The sequence below is a fragment of the Aureimonas mangrovi genome, assembly GCF_014058705.1.
In the GTDB taxonomy this organism is placed as follows: Bacteria; Pseudomonadota; Alphaproteobacteria; order Rhizobiales; family Rhizobiaceae; genus Aureimonas; species Aureimonas mangrovi.
Window position 1 is genome coordinate 414453 of the sequence record NZ_CP059692.1, and the last position, 21407, is coordinate 435859.

Annotated in this window: 19 protein-coding genes; 12 read left to right on the plus strand and 7 right to left on the minus strand. The window is 66.4% G+C overall.

Translation table 11 applies throughout. The features are described 5' to 3' along the window. Positions 1 to 52 precede the first annotated feature (52 nt). Both H1343_RS01920 and H1343_RS01925 read right to left on the minus strand, forming a co-directional pair. Positions 53 to 1822: a sodium:solute symporter family protein gene (locus H1343_RS01920; RefSeq protein ID WP_185984300.1), complete on the minus strand. Its 1770-nt coding sequence runs from the start codon at positions 1820 to 1822 to the stop codon at positions 53 to 55. 24 nt (positions 1823 to 1846) lie between these two features. After that, the gene (locus H1343_RS01925; protein ID WP_185984301.1) at positions 1847 to 2110 is read right to left on the minus strand and encodes a DUF4212 domain-containing protein; all 264 of its coding nucleotides are present in this window, start codon (positions 2108 to 2110) and stop codon (positions 1847 to 1849) included. A gap of 179 nt (positions 2111 to 2289) precedes the next feature. On the opposite strand from H1343_RS01925, the gene H1343_RS17060 reads away from it, so the two are divergent. The 3 genes from H1343_RS17060 (at position 2290) to H1343_RS01935 (ending at position 4560) form a co-directional block, all read left to right on the plus strand. Further along, on the plus strand, positions 2290 to 2412 hold the full coding sequence (locus H1343_RS17060; RefSeq protein ID WP_281374684.1) for a hypothetical protein: 123 nt from the start codon (positions 2290 to 2292) through the stop codon (positions 2410 to 2412). Between the two features lie 200 nt (positions 2413 to 2612). Further along, positions 2613 to 3644 carry an aspartate-semialdehyde dehydrogenase gene (locus H1343_RS01930; RefSeq protein WP_185984302.1) on the plus strand — a complete coding sequence of 344 codons (1032 nt, stop codon included), beginning with the start codon at positions 2613 to 2615 and terminating at the stop codon, positions 3642 to 3644. A 253-nt stretch (positions 3645 to 3897) separates the two neighbouring features. After that, positions 3898 to 4560 carry a YiaD family glycine zipper/OmpA-like lipoprotein gene (locus H1343_RS01935; protein ID WP_185984303.1) on the plus strand — a complete coding sequence of 221 codons (663 nt, stop codon included), beginning with the start codon at positions 3898 to 3900 and terminating at the stop codon, positions 4558 to 4560. Positions 4561 to 4837: 277 nt separating this feature from the next. On the opposite strand, the gene H1343_RS01940 is transcribed toward H1343_RS01935, so the two are convergent. From H1343_RS01940 to H1343_RS01950, 3 genes are all read right to left on the minus strand, one after another. After that, positions 4838 to 6358 carry an argininosuccinate lyase gene (locus H1343_RS01940; RefSeq protein ID WP_185984304.1) on the minus strand — a complete coding sequence of 507 codons (1521 nt, stop codon included), beginning with the start codon at positions 6356 to 6358 and terminating at the stop codon, positions 4838 to 4840. An 89-nt stretch (positions 6359 to 6447) separates the two neighbouring features. Beyond that, on the minus strand, positions 6448 to 7998 hold the full coding sequence (locus tag H1343_RS01945; protein WP_185984305.1) for a tripartite tricarboxylate transporter permease: 1551 nt from the start codon (positions 7996 to 7998) through the stop codon (positions 6448 to 6450). Then, positions 7998 to 8447: a tripartite tricarboxylate transporter TctB family protein gene (locus H1343_RS01950; protein ID WP_185984306.1), complete on the minus strand. Its 450-nt coding sequence runs from the start codon at positions 8445 to 8447 to the stop codon at positions 7998 to 8000. Before H1343_RS01950 ends, H1343_RS01945 begins: the two co-directional genes overlap by 1 nt. A 300-nt stretch (positions 8448 to 8747) precedes the next feature. On the opposite strand from H1343_RS01950, the gene H1343_RS01955 reads away from it, so the two are divergent. From H1343_RS01955 to H1343_RS01990, 8 genes are all read left to right on the plus strand, one after another. Then, complete coding sequence (locus H1343_RS01955) at positions 8748 to 10286, plus strand: cryptochrome/photolyase family protein (RefSeq protein ID WP_185984307.1); 1539 nt, start codon at positions 8748 to 8750, stop codon at positions 10284 to 10286. A 106-nt stretch (positions 10287 to 10392) separates the two neighbouring features. Next, on the plus strand, positions 10393 to 11715 hold the full coding sequence (gene ugpB, locus H1343_RS01960; protein WP_185984308.1) for a sn-glycerol-3-phosphate ABC transporter substrate-binding protein UgpB: 1323 nt from the start codon (positions 10393 to 10395) through the stop codon (positions 11713 to 11715). 72 nt (positions 11716 to 11787) lie between these two features. Continuing rightward, positions 11788 to 12672, plus strand: a complete 885-nt coding sequence (ugpA, locus tag H1343_RS01965; RefSeq protein ID WP_185984309.1) for a sn-glycerol-3-phosphate ABC transporter permease UgpA — start codon at positions 11788 to 11790, stop codon at positions 12670 to 12672. Then, entirely contained in the window at positions 12672 to 13520 is an 849-nt protein-coding gene (gene ugpE, locus H1343_RS01970; RefSeq protein ID WP_185984310.1) for a sn-glycerol-3-phosphate ABC transporter permease UgpE, read from the plus strand. Before ugpA ends, ugpE begins: the two co-directional genes overlap by 1 nt. A 4-nt stretch (positions 13521 to 13524) precedes the next feature. Then, positions 13525 to 14589, plus strand: a complete 1065-nt coding sequence (gene ugpC / locus H1343_RS01975) for a sn-glycerol-3-phosphate ABC transporter ATP-binding protein UgpC (protein WP_185984311.1) — start codon at positions 13525 to 13527, stop codon at positions 14587 to 14589. A 79-nt stretch (positions 14590 to 14668) separates the two neighbouring features. Beyond that, entirely contained in the window at positions 14669 to 16501 is a 1833-nt protein-coding gene (gene ilvD, locus H1343_RS01980; protein ID WP_185984312.1) for a dihydroxy-acid dehydratase, read from the plus strand. Between the two features lie 111 nt (positions 16502 to 16612). Further along, positions 16613 to 17305 (plus strand): orotate phosphoribosyltransferase, encoded by a 693-nt coding sequence (locus tag H1343_RS01985; RefSeq protein WP_185984313.1) that lies wholly within the window; start codon positions 16613 to 16615, stop codon positions 17303 to 17305. A 65-nt stretch (positions 17306 to 17370) separates the two neighbouring features. After that, positions 17371 to 18189, plus strand: a complete 819-nt coding sequence (locus tag H1343_RS01990) for a sugar phosphate isomerase/epimerase family protein (RefSeq protein ID WP_185984314.1) — start codon at positions 17371 to 17373, stop codon at positions 18187 to 18189. On the opposite strand, the gene H1343_RS01995 is transcribed toward H1343_RS01990, so the two are convergent. After that, a complete protein-coding gene (locus H1343_RS01995; protein ID WP_210270060.1) occupies positions 18186 to 18773 on the minus strand; it encodes a class I SAM-dependent methyltransferase in 588 nt (195 codons plus the stop codon). The two genes, H1343_RS01990 and H1343_RS01995, sit on opposite strands and share 4 nt — an antisense overlap. A gap of 4 nt (positions 18774 to 18777) precedes the next feature. Continuing rightward, complete coding sequence (locus H1343_RS02000; RefSeq protein WP_185984316.1) at positions 18778 to 20166, minus strand: esterase-like activity of phytase family protein; 1389 nt, start codon at positions 20164 to 20166, stop codon at positions 18778 to 18780. A gap of 169 nt (positions 20167 to 20335) precedes the next feature. Here H1343_RS02000 and H1343_RS02005 point away from each other — a divergent pair, with 169 nt between their 5' ends. Next, a complete protein-coding gene (locus tag H1343_RS02005) occupies positions 20336 to 21370 on the plus strand; it encodes a TAXI family TRAP transporter solute-binding subunit (RefSeq protein ID WP_185984317.1) in 1035 nt (344 codons plus the stop codon). Positions 21371 to 21407 lie beyond the last annotated feature (37 nt).

A 21407-nucleotide genomic window follows, 5' to 3' on the forward strand; every position in this document is an offset into this window, starting at 1 on the left:
GCTTGTATGGCAAAGGCGGCCCGCCGGAGCGGGCCGCCCTCCGTCACGTTGGTCAGTGGTTCGTGGCTGCACCCGCGCCGCGCGGGATGCGGATCGAGCGCACCAGCGCCTGGATGGAGGCCGGCGGGCTCTTGGTCACCGCCGACAGGGCGAAGGCGACCGCGAAGTTCAGCGCCGCACCCACCGCGCCGATCGACAGGGGCGAGATTCCGAGGAACCAGTATTCCGCCGTGTCGGGGAACGAATTGGTGCCCGGAATGAAGAACCAGCCCTTGTAGAGGAAGATATAGACGGTGGTGAAGACGAGGCCGGCGACCATGCCGGCGACAGCGCCGACATTGTTCACGCGCGTCGAGAAGATGCCCATCATCAGGACCGGGAAGATGGACGCGGCCGCGATGCCGAAGGCGAAGGCCACCGTCTGCGCGGCAAATCCCGGCGGGTTGATGCCGAGCCATGTGGCAAGAGCGATCGCCGCGGCCATCGCGATACGCGCAGACAGGAGTTCGCCCTTCTCCGAGATGTTCGGGTTGAGCGCGCCCTTGATGAGGTCGTGGCTGATGGCGCTCGATATGGCGAGGAGCAAACCCGCCGCCGTCGACAGCGCGGCGGCGAGGCCGCCGGCGGCCACAAGCGCGATCACCCAGCCGGGCAGGTTGGCGATCTCCGGATTGGCGAGGACGATGATGTCGTTGTTCACCGTCAGTTCCGAGCCCTGCCAGCCAAGCTCGGCGGCCCGCTCGGCAAATTCCGGGCTGGTGTCGTTATAGAACTGGATCCGCCCGTCGCCATTCTGGTCATTGAAGGTCAGAAGGCCCGTCGTCTCCCAGTTGCGCATCCATTCGGGCCGCTCGTCATAGGCGAGCGCCTGCTCGTTGACGCCGTTTGGGTAAAGCGTGTCGAGGATGTTAAGACGCGCCATGGCGCCCACGGCCGGAGCCGTGAGGTAGAGCGCGGCGATGAAGACCAGCGCCCAGCCCGCCGACCAGCGCGCGTCCGACACCTTCGGTACCGTGAAGAAACGGATGATGACGTGCGGCAGGCCCGCCGTGCCGATCATCAGCGTCAGGGTGAAGAGGGTGAGGTTGAGCGTGGAATCGTGCTGCGTCGTGTACTGGTTGAAGCCGAGGTCCGTGACGATCGCGTCCAGCGTCTGCAGGAGCGGCGCACCGGAACTCGTGTGTTCGGAGAAGAGGCCGAGCGGCGGGATGGGGTTGCCGGTGAGTTGCAGCGAGATGAAGATTGCCGGGATGGTGTAGGCGATGATGAGGACGATGTACTGGGCGACCTGCGTGTAGGTGACGCCCTTCATGCCGCCGAGAACGGCGTAGAAGAACACCACGGCCGCGCCGATCAGGAGCCCCGTCGTCGACGACACTTCCAGGAAGCGGGAGAAGGCGACGCCGACGCCCGTCATCTGGCCGATGACGTAGGTGACGGAGGCGATGATGAGGCACAGAACCGCGACCATGCGCGCCGACTGGCTGTAGAAGCGGTCGCCGACGAACTCGGGCACGGTGAACTTGCCGAACTTGCGAAGGTAGGGTGCGAGAAGCAGCGCGAGCAGCACATAGCCGCCGGTCCAGCCCATCAGGTAGCCGGAATTGTCGTAGCCGACGAAGGCGATCAGGCCCGCCATCGAAATGAAGGAGGCGGCCGACATCCAGTCGGCGGCCGTCGCCATGCCGTTGGTCACGGGATGGACGCCGCGGTTGGCAGTATAGAACTCAGCGGTCGAACCCGCGCGCGCCCAGAAGGCGATGCCGATATAGAGCGCGAAGGTCGCGCCCACGATCAGAAGATTGAGATAGTACTGGCTCATGTCGTCCCTCCCCCCGAGGCTCTCTTATTCTTCGTTGACGCCGTATTGGCGGTCCAGCTTGTTCATGCGGATGGCGTAGAAGAAGATCAGGATGATGAAGACGACGATGGAGCCCTGCTGGGCGAACCAGAAGCCGATGTCCGTTCCGCCGATGCGGATGGAGGACAGAAGCGGACGCAGGATGATCCCGAAGCCGAACGAAACGAGCGCCCAGATGACGAGGCAGATCGCCATCAGCCGCAAGTTGGCTTTCCAGTAGGTTTCTTCGGACGAATAATCCGGTTGCATATGCTTTGCCTCCCCTTGCAATGCGTCGCGCATGGAGCCTTGGATTTCCTGATTTGGCAAGGCGGTATTGAGGAAGGCGCCGTTTTTCCGACGCAATTGCGCACAGCGGCTGCGTCGCAGCAGCGCAACCTTCGTTGCCCCGATGCATTTCTATGCGTCAACGCAAGGAGATAAGTGCGATGATCCGCTCCATTCTGAAGGCCGTCATCGTCGGCTGGGTCGCAAAGAAGTTCCTCGGCCGGGGCAGTTCGCCCGCGCAACGCCCGGCACCGCGTAACGGTCCGGCGCCACACGCCGACTGAGCGTAGGGAAGGGCGATAAAGAATATCGTCCGGCATGCATCCGATTGACAGAACGCACGGGTACGCGCATAGGGAGCCTATGTTCCCGCGCTCCGCGATCAAAACCACGATTATCTGACGCCTCGTCCCGCACTCCCCCGGGACGGGGTCGAAGTGCTGGATCGTCGTCTCGTGGGGAGCTGAGAGGGTGAGTTCCGAAAATGGGCTACAAGATCGCTATCGTCGGCGCGACGGGCAATGTCGGCCGGGAGATGCTTGCCATCCTCGACGAGCGCGGCTTCCCGGCCGACGAAGTCGTGGCGCTGGCATCCCGGCGCAGCCAGGGCACTGAGGTTTCCTTCGGCGACAGGACCCTGAAGGTGAAGGCGCTCGAAAGCTACGACTGGGCGGGCACCGACATCTGCCTGATGTCGGCCGGCGGCTCGGTGGCCAAGGAATGGGCTCCCAAGATCGCTGCGCAAGGTGTCGTCGTCATCGATAACTCCTCGGCCTTCCGGTACGATCAGGACGTCCCGCTGATCGTGCCGGAGGTGAATGCCGACGCCGTCGCAGGTTTCACGCGCCGCAACATCATCGCCAATCCGAACTGCTCCACCGCGCAGCTCGTCGTGGCGCTGAAGCCGCTGCACGAGAAGGCGAAGATCCGCCGCGTCGTGGTCTCGACCTACCAGTCCGTCTCGGGCGCCGGCAAGGACGGCATGGACGAGCTGTTCGAGCAGAGCCGCGCGGTTTTCGTCGCCGATCCGACGACGAACAAGAAGTTCACCAAGCGCATCGCCTTCAACGTCATCCCCCACATCGACGTTTTCATGGAGGACGGCTCCACCAAGGAAGAGTGGAAGGTGATGGCCGAGACGAAGAAGATGCTGGACCCGAAGATCAAGGTGACATGCACCGCCGTGCGCGTGCCGGTCTTCATCGGCCATTCCGAGGCCGTCAACATCGAGTTCGAGGAGCCGATCACGGCCGACGAGGCACGCGCCATCCTGCGCGAGGCTCCGGGCTGCCTCGTCGTCGACAAGCCCGAGGACGGCGGCTACATCACGCCGATCGAGACGGCTGGCGAGGACGCGACCTACATCTCGCGCATCCGCGAGGACCAGACGCTGGAGAACGGCCTCAACCTCTGGGTCGTGGCCGACAATCTGCGAAAGGGCGCGGCCCTCAACGCGGTCCAGATCGCCGAGCTTCTCGTCAATCGGGGCCTTTTGCGCGAGAAGCGCGCGGCCTGAAGGCGACGGGCATTCACAGTCGATGGTGGAAGGGGCGCTTCGAGCGCCCCTTTTTTCGTCTCGCGCGACGCCGAGTGTGGTGCGGGAGGGCAACAGCGGCGGCCGCATCGACGGCTCGCCTCGATTTCGGCCGTTTCACCTTACTATGAGGCCGGACACGCGTATTCATTCGCTTTTTAATCGAATCTGAACCATGTGCGAGGAAAGTCGCCCCGTCCCTCGCCTTCAGCCCGACCAGTCCAAGGACCGTTTCATGAAGAAGATCATCGTCGCCACAGCGTCGCTCGCCATCCTCGCGGGCTGCACCACCAATCCCTATACCGGCGAGCAGCAGATTTCGCGCACCGCGGCCGGCGCGGGTATCGGTGCGGGCGCGGGCGCGCTGGGCGGCCTTCTCGTCGGTGAGCTCGCGGGTCTCGACCGCAGCGATTCCGCGCTGATCGGCGCCGGCATCGGCACGATCGCAGGTGGCGGCATCGGCGTCTACATGGACCGTCAGGAGGCCGACCTGCGCCGCCAGCTGCAGGGCACGGGCGTCTCGGTGACCCGCGTCGGCGATCGCATCATCCTGAACATGCCGTCCAACATCACCTTCGCAACCGATCAGGACCAGGTCCGCTCGGAGTTCTACCCGACGTTGACCTCGGTCGCGATCGTCCTCAACCGCTACGACCAGTCGATCGTCGACGTCGTCGGCCACACCGACAATGTCGGCTCGGCACAGTACAATTTCGGCCTGTCGCAGCGGCGCGCCTCCAGCGTCGCGGGCTTCCTGCAGAACCAGGGCGTCAACGGCCGTCGCCTGAACGTGCAGGGTCAGGGCCTGTCGCAGCCGATCGCGTCGAACGCCACGGAGCAGGGCCGCGCGCAGAACCGCCGGGTCGAGATTTCCATCTCGCCGCTCCAGGCCGGCTGATCGCTCCCGGGCGCTTCGCACGGACATCGAGAATGCCGCCCCGACAGGCACGGGGCGGCATTTTTCTTGGGCGCTTTGCCTGATGCCACGGCGTCGTCGTCGGTCCATGACGCAAAAACGTCACGATCGTCTTCTGCTCCGGCCCGGGTCGCTGCGGCTCGACCGTCATGACGAACGTGACGGTGGATACCAGCCTCAGCGACCCGCGCACGCGCGTCTCGCGCTGAACTGTTGAAAGCAAACGCGCGCCCTGAGGCAGGCCACGCCTTTCTTCGTTTCAGTCCGCCTCGGCCATCAGGTCCTCGAAGTCGGCGCCGAGCCGCGCCAGCGAGGCGTCGATATGCTCGCGCCGCTCGCGCACCCAGGCATCCTGCCGGTCGAGCGCTCCGCGCGCGGCCTCCAGCATCCGCGTCATCTCGGCCGGCTGCGGGCCGCCGGCCGAAGCGCGGTTGGCGATGATCACCTGCGGATCGAGCGCGTTGCGGAACTCTTCCTCGCTCATCGGCAGCTCGTCCGAGGGCAGGTCCATGTCGCCGAGGGACTCGGCGTAGATGCGCTGGGCCTCGGCGTAAGGGAACTCGCTCGGGCGGATGTTCTCGGCCTTGGCGAAGTCCACGATTTCCGACGCGAAATGATGGCCGGCGCGGAAGGGCAGGCCGTGCTCGCGCATCAGGATGTCGGCGACCTCCTGCGAGGCTGTCCAGTCGCTGTCGAGTTCCTCCAGCGCGCGCTCGGGATCGATCGCGAGCGCGCCCGCGATCTCGTTCCACGCCTGAAGGACCTCGACGGCGTTGTCGATCACCTCGTTGTTGGCCGAGACGTCCTTGGCGTCGTTCTGGCCGGGGGTGATGTTATGCGCCCGCAGGACCGGGCCGAAGGCGGTGGCGATCGCCGTCGAGGCGGCGCCGCGCGCATCGTTCAGGATGCCCGGGTTGCGCTTCTGCGGCATGGCGCTCGAAACGTAGGTGTTGCCGCCGCCCTCCTGCAGAAGGATCCACGGGCGCGGCTGGGCGTACTGCACCATCACGTCCTCGACGAAATGGCCGGCGTGCAGAGCGATGCTCGTAACCAGCGCGCCGACCTCGACGGGATGCTCCGTGGAGGAAATCTGCGAGGCGTCATAGGCATTGTCGACGGTGGAGGCGAAGCCGAGATAGTCGGCCATGCGCTCGCGGTTCAGAGGCCAGCTCGTGCCGTTGAGGACAGTGGTTCCCATCGCCGAGCGGTCGATGCGGGCATAGGCCTCGCGGATGCGCTGCGCGTCGCGCTCGAGCCCTGCGACATGGCCGAGAAGGTAATGGCCGTAGCTGTTGGGCTGTGCCGCGACGCCGTTGGTGTAGTTCGGGACGATCGTGCCCTGGTGCTGGTCGGCAAGCTCCACCAGCGTGCGCGTCGTGGTGTTGAGTTCTTCCGCCAGCTCCAGAAGCCTGTCACGCAGGATCGCGGCCCGATAGGTCGCGTGCATGTCCTGGCTGGAGCGGCCGGCATGCAGCAGCGTCACCTCGACGCCCGCCGCCTCGATCATCAGCGGTTCGAAGCTGATGACGGTGGAGGGGCGCTTCGCGCCCTCGGCCGCGCCGTTCTCCAGCACCGTGCGGATGCCTTGCGCGATGCGCGGGGTCAGCGCCGGGTCGAGCAGACCTTCCTGCGAGTTGATGACGGCGCTCGCCTTGTTGATCTCGCCGAGCCAGAAGAACTGGTCGCGCATTGGACCCTCGGCCTCCTGGGCGCTCGCGCCCGCACAGGACGCAGTCAGGATGATCGCCGCCGCTGCGGCGCGCAGATTGATGCTGGACATGGCTTTCCTCCCTCGTCCGGGCCCTCCCGGCCCGGATCACCCGTATGGCGCGGCATGCGCGGCGGAAAAACGCTGGCAGCCAATGGCGGCTATTCGCGGGCAGAAGCAGCCATGCGCTGCGCCGCTCGCTCCCCGCGGCGTGCCTGCCAGCCACGATAGGCGCCGACCGCGCTCCACACGAGGAGAAGACCGGTCATCGCCATCACCGTGCCGGAAATCGGGCGATCGATGAAGGTCATCAGGTCGCCGCGCGAGATCAGCATGGCGCGCCGGAAATGCTCCTCCATCAGCGGCCCGAGCACGAAGCCGAGAAGCAGCGGTGCGGGCTGGAAGCCGAGGAGGCGCATCAGGTAGCCGAGCGCGCCGAAGAAGGCGACGAGCCAGACATCGAAGGCGTTGTTGTTGACCGTGAAGACGCCGATGCAGATGAACATCAGCACCGCCGGATAGAGCAGGTGATAGGGGATCAGCAGGAGGCGGACCCACAGGCCGATCAGCGGTACGTTGAGCAGGACGAGCAGGACGTTGCCGATCCAGAAGCTCATCACGAGGCCCCAGAACAGGCTCGGCTGAGTCGTCATGAGCTGCGGGCCGGGCGTGATGCCGTGGATGATCAGCGCGCCGAGCATCAGCGCCATCGTCGGGCTGCCGGGGATGCCGAGCGTCATCGTGGGGATGAAGGATGTCTGATCGGCAGCGTTGTTAGCCGATTCCGGTGCCATGATGCCTTCGATGGCGCCCTTGCCGAAGCGCGACTTGTCGCGCGCCACGCGCTTTTCCATTGCGTAGGCCATGAAGGCGGCGACGGAGGGCCCGGTGCCGGGCAGGGTGCCGAAGAACGAGCCGATGCTCGCGCCGCGCGCCATCGGCATGACCGAGCGGCGCATATCGTCCCTCGTCGGCTTCATGGACCGCAGCGACACGCTCTTGCGGTCCACATGGCCGGCGTGGACATGACGAATGGAGGCGATGATCTCGGCGATGCCGAAAAGGCCCATCGCGAGCGCGACGAGGCTGATGCCGTCCGAAAGCTGCAGCATGCCGAAGGTGAAGCGCTGCGAGCCGGTGTACAGGTCCATGCCGACCGTGCCGAACGCGATGCCGAGGACGACCATCGCCAGTCCCTTGATCGCCGAACCGTCGGCGATAGTGGACGCCGCGACGAGACCGAGCAGCATCAGCGCGAAATATTCCGCCGAGCCGAAGGAGAGCGCGTAGGTCGCGATCACCGGCGCGAAGAGCATCATCAGGAGGATGCCGATCGAGCCGCCGATGAAGGAGGCGATCGTGGTCATCAGGAGCGCGACGCCGCCGCGTCCCTGCCGGCTCATCGGGTAGCCGTCCAGCGAGGTGACGGCGGTGGAGGGCGTGCCGGGAATGTTGAGGAGGATCGCTGCGGTCGATCCGCCATAGGTCGAGCCGTACCAGATGCCGGCGAGCATGATCAGCGCCGAGGTCGGGTCGAGATGGAAGGTGATCGGGAACAGCATCGAGATCGCCGCGAGCGCGCCGATGCCGGGGATGACGCCGATGACGGTGCCCAGAAGGACGCCGATGAAGCAGTAGAAGAGATTGGACGCCGAAAGCGCGGTGTCGAAGCCGAGTGCGACGTTGCCCGCCAGATTGCCGAAGATTTCCATCAGAAGGGCCACCGGGCCATGGCAAGCGGCAGGCCGAGCCCGACGCGGAAGATGAGATAGGCCGCGAGCGGCAGCGTCACGCACATGACGAGCAGCGAGACGGGGCGGAACCGGCGCTCGGCCAGCGAGGAGACGACGAGGAGCAAGATGATGGCCGGGACAAGACCGAGGGGGCGGATGGCCAGTGCGAAGGCACCGACGCCGGCAAGAACGGCGATCGCCGCCCGCCATTCGATTGCCTCGAAGTCGCCGGCGCGGAAGAAGGCGGGGATCATCAGCGCTATGCCGAAGACGGCGAGGATCACGCCGATCGACATCGGGAACATGCCCGGACCCATACGTCGCACGGTGCCGAAGTCGAGCGTCGCGCTCGCATACCAGGCGATCAGGATACCCGTCAGGAGAAGCAGTGCCCCTCCCGCAATGTTGCGATAGTCGCGCTGATACATCCGCAATCTCCTCCCAGAATCCGGTCGTTTCACAGAGCATAGGCGCGAGGCGATTGGAAGCCCGGGCGCTGAACTTCGGTCGGTGAACTTTGAGGATGCGCAATGCGAGGCGGTTCGGACATTGCGTCGACCCGAACGTGCCGAGTCGATGCTTTCACGTTGCTGGCGCGGGCTTCTCGCGCCGATGCGTCGCACTTGATGCGGGGCCCGGGCATCTAGGTAGGGGACTCACCCAAGCCATTGAGTGACCGTCGCGATCAAGTGCAGTCTTCGATTGCTCGGCAGAATTGGATACCCGTCATGGCCCGCCTTCGCTTCGTTCTCGGCGACCAGTTGACCCGCGACCTCTCCAGCCTGCGCGATTGGAAGCCCGGCGACGTCGTGCTGATGGCCGAGGTCGCGGACGAGGCGACCTATGTGCGCCACCACCAGCGCAAGATCGCCTTTCTGTTTTCCGCCATGCGCCATTTCGCGGACGAACTGCGCAGGCGGAAAGTGACGGTCGACTATGTCGCGCTCGACGATTGCGGAAACTCGGGAAGCTTCACCGGCGAGCTGGAGCGCGCCCTGAAGCGGTACGATGTCGAGGGCGTCATCGTCACCGAGCCGGGCGAGTGGCGGGTGAAGGCAATGATCGAGGGGTGGGAGAGCCGCCTCGGTGTCCCCGTCGAGATCCGGGCCGACGATCGCTTCCTGTGCGACCAGGAGGCGTTCGCGGAGCTTACCGGCGGCAGCAAGACGCTCCTGATGGAGACGTTCTACCGCAATATGCGAAAGCGCACCGGCTATCTGATGACGGCGTCCGGCGAGCCGGAGGGCGGACGCTGGAACTTCGACGAGGACAATCGCGAGAGCCTGCCGCGCGACGTCGAGCCGCCCGAGCGCCCGACCTATTCTGTGGACGAGACGACAGAGGCGGTGCTGGCCCTTGTCGCGCGCCGCTTCGGCAATCATTTCGGCTCGCTCGACGATTTCGACTATCCGGTCACGCGGCGCCAGGCTCTCGGATATCTGCGCTGGTTCGTGCGCGAGGCATTGCCGGAGTTCGGCCGCTACCAGGATGCGATGCGCGAAGGCGAGCCGCTGCTCTTCCACTCGCATCTGTCGGCGCTCATCAATTGCGGGCTCCTGACGCCCGCAGAATGTTGCGGGGCCGCCGAGAAGGCCTTTCGCGACGGGCATGCGCCGATCAACGCCGCCGAGGGGTTCGTGCGCCAGATCATCGGCTGGCGCGAATTCATCCGCGGCGTCTACTGGCGCGAGATGCCGGGCTACGGCGAGAAGAACGCCCTGGATGCGCGCCGCGCGCTGCCGGACTTCTTCTGGACGGGGCAGACAGAGATGAACTGCCTCGCCCAGTCGATCGGCGAGACGCGGGCCTACGCCTATGCCCACCACATCCAGCGGCTGATGGTGATCGGCAATTTCTGCCTTCTGGCCGGCTTTGATCCGAGGCAGGTGCAGGAGTGGTATCTCGTCGTCTATCACGACGCTTACGAATGGGTGGAGATGCCCAATGTGGTCGGCATGATCCTCTACGCCGACGACGGGCTTTTCGCGACGAAGCCCTACGCGGCGTCGGGCAACTACATCAACCGCATGTCGGACTACTGCCGCTCGTGCCGCTACGACGTGAAGCAGCGAACGGGCGAGGATGCCTGCCCGTTCAACTATCTCTACTGGGATTTCGTCGCCCGCAACGAGAAGCGCCTCGCGCAGAATCCGCGCACGGGCCGTGTCGTCTCCACACTTCACCGCATGGACGCGGGCAAGGTCGCCACCATGCGTGCCGACGCGAGCCGCTTCCTCGACGGCCTGCCGTCCTCGGGCGACTACTGAGACCCGCCTGTCATCCAGATGACATCCAAACGTCGCAAAAGCGTTTCGCATCGACCCTTAAGCGTGTCGCCGCCGCACCGGCGCGGCGACAACGGAGCTCGACGCGATGACGCACGCCTTCAAGACCGCGGCACTGGCCGCCATCCTTCTCTCCGGCGCCGCCCTCCCGGCCGCCGCACAGACCGAAATCCAGTGGTGGCATTCGATGTCGGGCGAGCTCGGCACGAAGCTCGAGGGCCTCGCCACCGCCTTCAACGAAACGCAGTCCGATTACCGCGTCGTGCCCGTCAACCGCGGCACCTATCCCGAGTCGATGACGGCCGCGATCGCCGCCTTCCGCGCCGGCGAGCAGCCGCACATCCTGCAGGTCTTCGAGGTCGGCACCGGCACCTTCATGGCCGCGGGCGACGCGATCTATCCGGTGCAGGAACTGATGGCCGACACCGGCGAGGCGTTCGACCGCGAGGGTTACCTGCCGGCCGTCGTCGGGTACTACTCGACCGCCGAGGGCGAGATGCTCTCCTTCCCGTTCAACTCCTCGACGCCGATCCTCTATTACAACAAGGACGCCTTCGAAGCGGCCGGCCTCGACGCCGAGACCCCGCCGACGACGTGGGACGAGCTGGCCGAGGCCGCCGCGACCATCGTCGAATCGGGCGCGGCCTCCTGCGGCTTCACCACCACTTGGCCGTCCTGGCTGAACCTCGAAAGCTTCTCGGCCTGGCACAACACGCCGATCGCGACCCGGCAGAACGGCATGGCCGGCCTCGACACCGAGTTCGAGTTCGCCGACGCCGGCCTCGTCGCACGCCACTGGGCCAACCTTGCCGAATGGCAGCAGACGGGTGCCTACCAGTATCGCGGCCGCGGTTCTGATGCCGGCCCGGCCTTCCGCTCGGGCGAGTGCGCGATCCTGCTCGAATCCTCGGCCGGCCGCGCGGCGATCCTCGCCAACACCGACTTCGAGGTCGGCTTCGGGATGCTGCCCTACTACGACGACGTCGAGGGCGCGCCGCAGAACTCGATCATCGGCGGCGCCTCGCTCTGGGTGATGCGCGGCAAGGACGAGGCGAGCTATCCGGGCGTCGCGCGGTTCCTTGCCTTCCTCTCCAGCCCCGAGGTCCAGGCCGACTGGCACCAGTCGACCGGCTACCTGCCGATCACGCAGGCTGCCTACGAGCTCTCCCAGGAGCAGGGCTATTATGACGAGAACCCGGGTTCGGACGTCGGCATCCAGGAGATGACGCTGAACGAGCCGACCGAGAACTCCCAGGGCCTGCGCTTCGGCAACTTCGTGCAGATCCGCGCCATGATCGAGGAAGAGCTCGAGGCGGCGCTGAACGGCAGCAAGAGCGCCGAGGAGGCCGTCGAGGCCGCTCAGACGCGCGGCAACGAGATGCTGCGCGAGTTCGAGGCCCAGAACCAGTAAAGCTCGATCGAGCCTTCAACCCGCCGCTCCCCATGGGGCGGCGGGTTTTCCTGACCCCGAGACGGCCGCCCGATGTCCGAAAAGCGTGTGATCTTTCGCGGCACAGCCCTGCCGCTCCTGTTGCTGGCGCCGCAGCTCGCGGTGACGGCGGTCTTCTTTCTCTATCCGGCTGCGCAGGCCGTGCGTCAGTCGATGTTCCGCTCGGACGCCTTCGGCTTCGGGGAGCGCTTCGTCGGCTTCGATAATTTCTCCGCGCTCCTGAATTCGGCGCGATACTGGGATTCGGTCGGCGTCACCGCCGTCTTCGCCGCGTCCGTCGCCATCATCACCCTCGTCGTCTCGCTGGCGCTCGCCGCCGCCGTCGACCGTCTGATCCGCGGCTCGTCCGTCTATTCGACGCTGCTGATCTGGCCCTACGCTGTCGCGCCGGCCGTCGCTGGCATCCTGTGGTGGTTCCTGTTCAACCCTTCGATCGGCATCCTCGCCTACGTTCTGCGAACCTTCGGCATCCGCTGGGACCAGTTCGTCAACGGAGACCACGCGCTGATCCTCGTCATCATCGCGGCGAGCTGGGCGCAGATCTCCTACAACTTCATCTTCTTCCTCGCCGGGCTCCAGTCGATCCCGCGCTCGATCATGGAAGCGGCGGCGATCGACGGCGCCGGGCCCGTGAAGCGCTTCTTCACCATCACCCTGCCGCTGCTCTCGCCAACGGTGTTCTTCCTGTCGGTGATCAACGTCGTCTACGCCTTCTTCGACACCTTCGCGATCATCGACACGACGACGGCGGGCGGGCCGGGCCGTGATACGACGACGCTCGTCTACTCGGCCTATTCGGACGGCTTTCTCGGCCAGAACTTCGGCTCCTCGGCCGCACAGTCCGTTCTCCTGACGGCGGTCGTCATGGTGCTGACGATCGTCCAGTTCCGCTTCGTCGAGCGGCGGGTGCATTACTGATGGTCGAAAAGCGCCCGCTCGTCACGATCGCGACGCATGTCGTCCTCGTCCTCGGCGTCATCCTGGTGCTGCTGCCGGTGTGGGTCGCCTTCGTCGCCTCGACCCATACGAGCTTCCGGCTGAACACCGGCCTCGCGCCGCTTTGGCCGGGCACGGCGATGCTCGACAATTACGCGCTGATCTTCTCGGAAGGGGCACGCCGCAACGGTCTGCCGCCGGTCGGCCCGATGATGTTCAATTCGCTGGTGATGGCGCTCGGCATCACCTTCGGCAAGATCGTCATCTCGATCCTGTCGGCCTTCGCGATCGTCTATTTCCGCTTCCGCTTCCGCATGGCCGCCTTCTGGGTCATCTTCATCACCCTGATGCTGCCGGTGGAGGTGCGCATCGTGCCGACCTTCCAGGTCGTCGCCGGCTTCGGGCTCCTGAACTCCTACACGGGCCTCATCCTGCCGCTGATCGCGAGCGCGACGGCGACCTTCCTCTACCGCCAGATCTTCCTGCAGATCCCGGACGAGCTTCTGGAGGCCGCGCGCATCGACGGCGCAGGGCCCTTAAAGTTCCTGTGGGACATCGTCGTGCCGCTGACGCGCACCTCGACCGCCGCTCTCTTCGTCATCCTCTTCGTCTACGGCTGGAACCAGTATCTCTGGCCGCTGCTGGTGACGACGCAGCCGGATTTCTACACCATCGTGCGCGGCATCAAGGGCATCGCCACAGCGGCCGATTCCGAGCCTGTCTGGAATCTCGTCATGGCCGTCGCCATGCTCGCCATGCTGCCGCCCATCGCCGTCGTGATCTTCATGCAGAAGCTCTTCGTGCGCGGCCTCACCGAAACGGAGAAATAGAGCCTTGGCTTCCATCAACCTCGAGGAGGTCGGCAAGACCTATCCCGGCGCGCGAGAGGAATCGGTCAAGGGCGTTTCCCTCAACGTGCGGGACGGCGAGTTCGTCGTCCTCGTCGGCCCGTCCGGCTGCGGAAAATCCACGCTTCTGCGCATGGTGGCAGGGCTCGAGACGATCACGCGCGGCACCGCGCGGATCGGCGAGAGGGTGGTCAACGACATCGAACCGGCCGATCGCGACATCGCGATGGTCTTCCAGAACTACGCGCTCTATCCGCATATGAGCGTGCGGCAGAACCTGGCCTACGGCCTGCGCAACCGCGGTACGCCCAAGGCCGAGATCGCGCGGCGCATCGAGAGCGCGGCGGCGATCCTGGAGATCGCGCCCTTCCTCGACCGCAAGCCGCGCCAGCTTTCAGGCGGCCAACGCCAGCGCGTGGCGATGGGACGGGCGATCGTGCGCGAGCCCGCCGCCTTCCTCTTCGACGAGCCGCTGTCCAATCTCGACGCCAAGCTGCGCGTCCAGATGCGCGCCGAGATCCGCTCGCTGCAGAAGCGGCTCGGCACGACGAGCCTCTACGTCACGCACGACCAGCTCGAGGCGATGACGCTGGCCGACCGTCTCGTCGTCCTCAACGGCGGGCGGATCGAGCAGGTCGGCACGCCGCTGGAGGTCTACGAGAAGCCGGCGAGCCTCTTCGTCGCGAGCTTCGTCGGCTCGCCGGCAATGAATTTCCTGCCTCTCGAGAGCACGCCGCCCGCTCATGTCCTCGGGCTCGATCAAGCAGATGTGCGCACCGGTCAGACGCTCGGCCTTCGCCCCGAGCACATGACGATCCTGCCCGCCGGCGAGCGCCGCGCAGGCGGCCTCGTCTTCGATCTGTCGGTGACGGCGGTCGAGGTCGTGGGCGCGGAAAGCTACGTCTACGGCGTGCCGCAAGGCGGTGGAGCGCCCGTCTCCGTGCGCGTTCCGGGCTATGCGCGCTACGAGATCGGCGAGGCCTTCGCTGCCCATGCCGACCCGTCGCGGCTCCACCGCTTCGATACCGCGAGCGGCCTGCGCGCCTCCTGACGCACGTAAAAGCAATGGCTTGGAACCTGCGCCGATAAGGTGTAATGGCGGGTACGCCTTATCGAGGAAAGGTTCCGCCATGCCCGCCTATCGCTCCCGCACGACCACCCACGGCCGCAACATGGCCGGCGCGCGCGGCCTCTGGCGCGCCACCGGCATGAAGGACGGCGATTTCGGCAAGCCGATCATCGCGGTCGTCAATTCCTTTACGCAGTTCGTGCCGGGCCATGTCCATCTGAAGGACCTCGGCCAGCTCGTCGCGCGCGAGATCGAGGCGGCCGGCGGCGTCGCCAAGGAGTTCAACACCATCGCGGTCGATGACGGCATCGCGATGGGCCATGACGGCATGCTCTATTCGCTGCCCTCGCGCGAGATCATCGCCGACTCGGTGGAATACATGGTCAACGCGCACTGCGCGGACGCGATGGTCTGCATCTCGAACTGCGACAAGATTACGCCCGGCATGCTGATGGCGGCGCTGCGCCTCAACATTCCAGTGGTCTTCGTCTCCGGCGGCCCGATGGAGGCCGGCAAGGTCGTCTGGAAGGATCAGGAGAAGAAGCTCGACCTCGTCGACGCGATGGTCGCGGCCGCCGACGACCGCATCTCCGACGAGGAGGTGCAAGCGATCGAGCGCTCGGCCTGCCCGACCTGCGGCTCCTGCTCGGGCATGTTCACCGCCAATTCGATGAACTGCCTGACCGAGGCGCTCGGCCTGTCTCTGCCCGGCAACGGCTCGACGCTCGCCACCCACGCCGACCGCAAGCGCCTGTTCGTGGAGGCGGGTCACCTGATCGTCGATCTCGCCCGCCGTCATTACGAGGAGGAGGATTTCGGCGTCCTGCCGCGCGAGATCGCGACTTTCGCCGCTTTCGAGAACGCGATGACGCTCGACATCGCGATGGGCGGATCGACCAACACGGTCCTGCATCTTCTGGCCGCCGCCCACGAGGGCGAGGTGGACTTCACCATGGCCGACATCGACCGGCTGTCGCGCCGCGTGCCGGTCTTGTGCAAGGTCGCGCCCGCCGTCGCCAACGTCCACATGGAGGACGTCCACCACGCCGGCGGCATCATGGGCATCCTCGGCGAACTCGACCGCGCCGGCCTCATCGACACCTCGGTCGGCTGCGTGCACGCCGAGACGATGGCCGACGCGCTGGAGCGCTGGGACGTCAAGCGCACGCAGAGCCAGTCGGTCCACGACTTCTTCAAGGCCGCCCCAGGCGGCGTGCCGACGCAGGTCGCCTTCTCCCAAGAGCGCCGCTTCGACGACGTCGATCTCGACCGTGAGAAGGGCGTCATCCGCTCGGCCGAGCACGCCTATTCGAAGGATGGCGGGCTCGCGGTCCTCTACGGCAATCTCGCCGAGGACGGCTGCATCGTGAAGACGGCGGGCGTCGACGAGAGCATCCTGAAGTTCGCCGGCCCGGCGCGCATCTTCGAGAGCCAGGACGCGTCCGTGAAGGCGATCCTGTCGAACGAGATCGTCGCGGGCGACATCGTGCTGATCCGCTACGAGGGCCCGCGCGGCGGCCCCGGCATGCAGGAGATGCTCTATCCGACGAGCTACCTGAAGTCGAAGGGTCTCGGAAAGGCCTGCGCTCTCGTCACCGACGGTCGCTTCTCCGGCGGCTCCTCGGGCCTGTCCATCGGCCACGTTTCGCCGGAAGCGGCCGAGGGCGGCACGATCGGCCTCGTGCGCGAGGGCGACCGGATCGAGATCGACATCCCCAACCGCTCAATCCATCTGGCGGTGGACGATTCCGAGCTCGCCGCCCGCCGCCAGGCGCAGGAGGAGGCCGGCTGGCACCCCGCCGAGACGCGCAAGCGCAAGGTGACGACGGCGCTGAAGGCCTATGCCAAGCTCACCACCAGCGCGTCGCGCGGCGCGGTGCGCCAGGTCGACTGAACCTTCCCGCACGGCTCATCCTGTTCATCGCGGGCGCGGGGCGGTTGAAGCCGCCCGCGCCCTGCGGCAAAGAACGCGGCGACATTCCCATCCTCGCGAAAGGACGCGACATTGACGAGCTTCACCGACAAGGCGCTGGTGGCCGAACTGACGGCCAAGATGCTTCTGGAGGTGCAGGCCGTGCATTTCCGCGCCGACGAGCCCTATCGGTTCACTTCCGGCTGGGCGAGCCCGGTCTATATCGACTGCCGCAAGCTCATCGCCTATCCGCGCGTGCGCTCCACGCTGATGGACTTCGCGCGCGACTCCATTCTGCAGAATGTCGGCTTCGAGGCGCTGGATGCCGTTGCGGGCGGAGAGACGGCGGGCATCCCCTTCGCGGCCTGGATCTCCGACCGCCTCGGCCTGCCGATGCAGTACGTGCGCAAGAAGCCGAAGGGCTTCGGGCGCGGCGCGCAGATCGAGGGTGACTTCCGCGAGGGCGCGCGCACGCTTCTCGTCGAGGACCTGTCCACCGATGGGCGCTCCAAGGTGCGCTTCTGCGAGGCGATGCGCGAGGCAGGGCTGAAGGTCGAGCACACCTTCGTCATCTTCCACTACGACATCTTCCCCGAAACCAGGGGCATCCTCGAGAATGCCGGGCTGCAGATGCACGCGCTGGCGAGCTGGTGGGACGTTCTGAAGGTCGCGCGCGAGAACCGCTATTTCGACGAGACGACGCTCGAGGCCGTCGAGGCCTTCCTGCACGGGCCCGCAGCATGGTCCGCGGCGCATGGCGGCGTCAGCGAGCTGTCGGAAGCGTAAGGCGTCACCGGCCTGTCATTGCGCGCACAGTAGGAGCGGTCGAGACCGCCTCGACGAGTGCCGCGATGACAGACCTTCCTCTTTTGGGCGCCGCCCTGATGATCGACGACCTCGCCGTCCACCGCGATTTCATCGTGGGCGAGGGGCGCGATCTCGAACTCCAGGACTTCATCGACGGCGATACGCTGGGCGGTGACTGGCAGCCGCTGGTCGCCCGCGCCAAGGCGCTTCTCGATGGCCACGAAGGCCGGCTCGGCCTGCACGGGCCGTTTTACGGCCTGCCGCTGGCAGCGCGCGACCGTGAGGTCCGCGCCCTCGTTACGCGGCGCCTGGAGCAGGGTCTGGCGGTGTGCGCGGCGCTCGGCGCCACGCAGATGGTGATCCACAGCCCCTACACGACCTGGGATCACAACAATCTCGACGCGCGGCCGGGCGCGGGCGCGCGCGTCGTGGAACTCGTCCACGAGACGCTGCGTCCGATCGTTCAGCGCGCCGAGGACATCGGCTGCACGCTCGTCATCGAGAATATCGAGGACAAGGACCCGGACATCCGCTGCACGTTGGCCGAGAGCTTCGGCACGGCGGCGGTGGCTGTCTCGCTCGACACCGGCCACGCCCATTATGCGCATCGCTCGACGGGCGGTCCGCCGGTCGATTTCTACGTCGCGCGGGCCGGTGAACGGCTCGCCCACGTCCATCTGCAGGATGCCGACGGCCATGCCGACAGGCATTGGCGGATCGGGCGAGGAAGCGTCGACTGGCACGCGGTTTTCGCCGCGCTCGCTCGTTTGCAAACGATGCCGCGCCTTCTCCTGGAGCTGGACGACTTGGCCGACATCCCGGCCTCCGCGCGCTACCTCATGGAGGAAGGGCTCGTGCGTTAAGCGCCGATGCGGCTGATCCGATAGACCTGCGCGGGCGGCAGATTGCGCATCGTGTGGCCGGTCGCCTTCGCCTCGAGGCCCAGCCGTTCGAGGATCGCCGGGGCGATCGGGCAACGCCAGGCATAGGTGAACTGATAGAAGGCGCCGCCTTCGTGCATCAGCGCGAAGGCGCCCGAGAGGATGCGCATCACCGCGCGCGGGTTCATAGAAAGCACCGGCAGGCCGCTCACCGTCGCCCCGTGCAGGCGCGGGGCCTCATCGCGCGAGAGCCGCGAGGCGTCGAGCCGCAGGATGCGGGCCTGCGGGTGGCGAAGGGCGAGGCGCGCCGCGAAATCCTCTCCGAGTTCGACGAGCGTGAGGTCGCTTTCGGCGACGCCCCGCGCCAGAAGCGCGCGGGTGAAGACGCCGGTGCCCGGCCCCAGTTCCAGAACGGGGCCTGTCTGTGGGCCGATCTGGCGCGTGATCTCGCGCGCCAGACCTTCGCCGGAGGGCACGACGGAGGCGACCCGCAAGGGGTCGCGCATCCAGTCGCGGAAGAAGGCGAGCGTATCGCCGTCCGCCATCGCCCCCGGGCTCCGTCGCATCGCGTTACTCCGCCCGCAGGAAGTCGCCGACTTCCAGGAGCACGAACTCGTTGTCGTCCGCCCGGTCGAGCGCGCGGCCGGCCGAGAAGGGGAAGTTGTTGTCGTTGCCGACGATGATATGGTCCTCGTCGACGCGGTCGACGTTCTCGATCGTCACGAAGGGCATGTCGTAACGGCCGTCCTCCCCGCCCTGCCGGGCGAGACCTTCCGGGTCGGCGATCTCCATGAGGTCGATATAGCCGATCTTGCGGACCGCTTCGCCGACGTTCTCGTCGCTCATCTCGATCTTGTAGACGCGCTTGAAGAGGGCAGGCGTCGCGAAGCAGTCCTCCGCCGGTTCGCCCTCGCAGGCCTGAGCCGGCCGACCCGCGCCGTTGTCACGCTCGATGACGAGGGCGGTGGTTGCGTCCAGCATGTTGAAGTCGCCGATCGCCTCGCCGCCTTCGGCCAGCGGGTAAAGCCAGGATCGGCCCGTCCACTCCTGTCCGGCGACGTCGAACTCGATGACGCGCAGGCCCGTCCGGCCGTCCTCGACCGTTTCGACCGCGCCGTCCGTGTAGATCGGCCCCTCGAGCATGGCGTAGAGATGCGCGCCGTCCGGCGAGAGCGCGAGGCCCTCGAAGCCGCCCGAACGCTTGAGGTTGAAATCGGGCATCGCGGCCGTCGGATTGGCCGGCACGGTCAGGGCCGGATGATCGGGCGAGCGTACGAGCGTCTCGCCGACATGCGTCTCGAAGGCGGCGAGAAGCTGCCCCTGCGTGTCGAACTTCAGAAGATAAGGCCCGAATTCCTCGCCGATCCAGAAGCCGTCCGCGACGGGCTGGATGGATTCGACGTCGAAGTCCGAGCCCGTCAGGTAGCGCGTCTCGGAGCCTTCCAGGACGATCGGGAAGGGTGTGATCCTGTTCGGATCGGAGAGGAAGATCGTCTCCTGCCGCTCGGCCTCGCCGCTCTCCCAATCGAAGGACATGCGATGGAGCATCAGGGCGGCGTCCGAGGAGTTCAGCTTGTTGCCGAAGCCGTTGTCGGACAGGCTCCAGAAAGTGCCGTCTGCCATCGCCTTGATGCCCGAGAAGCCCTGCACGCTCTGGCCGTCCACCGGCAGGCCGAAGCCGGTGGGACGCACGCCGTCGCGGCCCTGCGCCGCGCCGAGTTCCGTGGTGCGGCGGCGGTCGGGCGTCGAGAACTTGCCGGCCTGGCGCAGATGCTCGGGGGCATCGTCGGGCGCGGCGACAGTGGTGTCGGCCGGCAGGATCGCCTGGCCGGCGAGCGTGGCGGTGAAGGCTTGGCCTTCGGCCTCCGATGCGCTGTCCCGCGCCCCGTCCTGGGCGAAGGCCGCACCGATGAGGAGGGCAGTGGAAAGGGCCGTGGCGGCAGCCAGCTTGGTCTTCATCGTCGGTGGTCTCCGCAGGGAACGTGCTGGCGGAAGACATCCCGCTTCGATGAAGAGCGTTTGACAGGGTGGTGACATTCCTGTGGTGGAGCCCGACGCGAAGCCTTGCCGCCTGCCGCTTTTTCGCCGTAATGTCAGGCGGATGCGATCCAGACGAAAGGAAACGGGGATGGCGAGACGGGCAGTGGCGGCGTTGGTCGCGGCGGTGATGGCCGGGGCGGCTCTGGCGTCCGGCGCGGCGAGCGCGCAGGAGATGAACTTCTTCCGCATCGCGACCGGCGGCACGGCCGGAACCTATTTCCCGATCGGCGGCCTTCTGGCCAACGCCATCTCCAGCCCTCCCGGCTCGCGCGCCTGCGACGACGGCGGCTCCTGCGGCGTTCCGGGGCTGATCGCCACCGCCGTCGCCTCGAACGGATCGGTCGCCAATATCAACGGCATCAAGGGCGCGACGCTGGAATCGGGCTTCTCGCAGTCGGACGTCGCCTACTGGGCCTACACCGGCACTGGCGTGTTCGAAGGGCAGCCGCCCGTCGAGACCCTGCGCACCATCGCCAATCTCTACCCCGAGAGCATCCATCTCGTCGCCCGGGCGGATGCCGGCATCCAGAGCGTTGCCGATCTCGCCGGCAAGAAGGTCTCGATGGACGAGCCGGGCTCGGGAACACTCGTCGATGCGCGGCTGATCCTGGCCGCCTACGGTCTGTCGGAAGAGGACGTCGAGCCCGAATACCTCAAGCCCAACCAGGCGGCCGACCTGATGCGCGACGGGAACATGGACGCCTTCTTCTTCGTGGGCGGCTTCCCAGCCGGCGCGATCGCCGAACTGGCGACCGGCTTCGACATCACGCTGGTCCCGATCTCCGGCCCGGAGGCCGACGGCATCACGCAGGAATACGGCTTCTTCTCCGCCAATACCGTTCCGGCCGGCACTTATGAAGGCGTCGACGCGGATGTGCAGACACTGGCCGTCGGCGCGCAGTGGGTGACGAGCGCCGACCAGTCGGAAGACCTCGTCTACGAGATCACCAAGGCCGTGTGGAACGACAGCACCCGCGCGCTTCTCGACGCCGGTCATGCCAAGGGCAAGGAAATCGTCCTCGAACACGCGCTCGACGGTGTCGGCGTTCCCCTGCATCCGGGCGCCGCGCGCTACTACGAGGAAGCCGGGCTCGAGATCCCCGAAGCGGCGATGCCGCAGTAAGCTTCGACACGAACGAAGGGGAGGCGGGCGCGGCGCG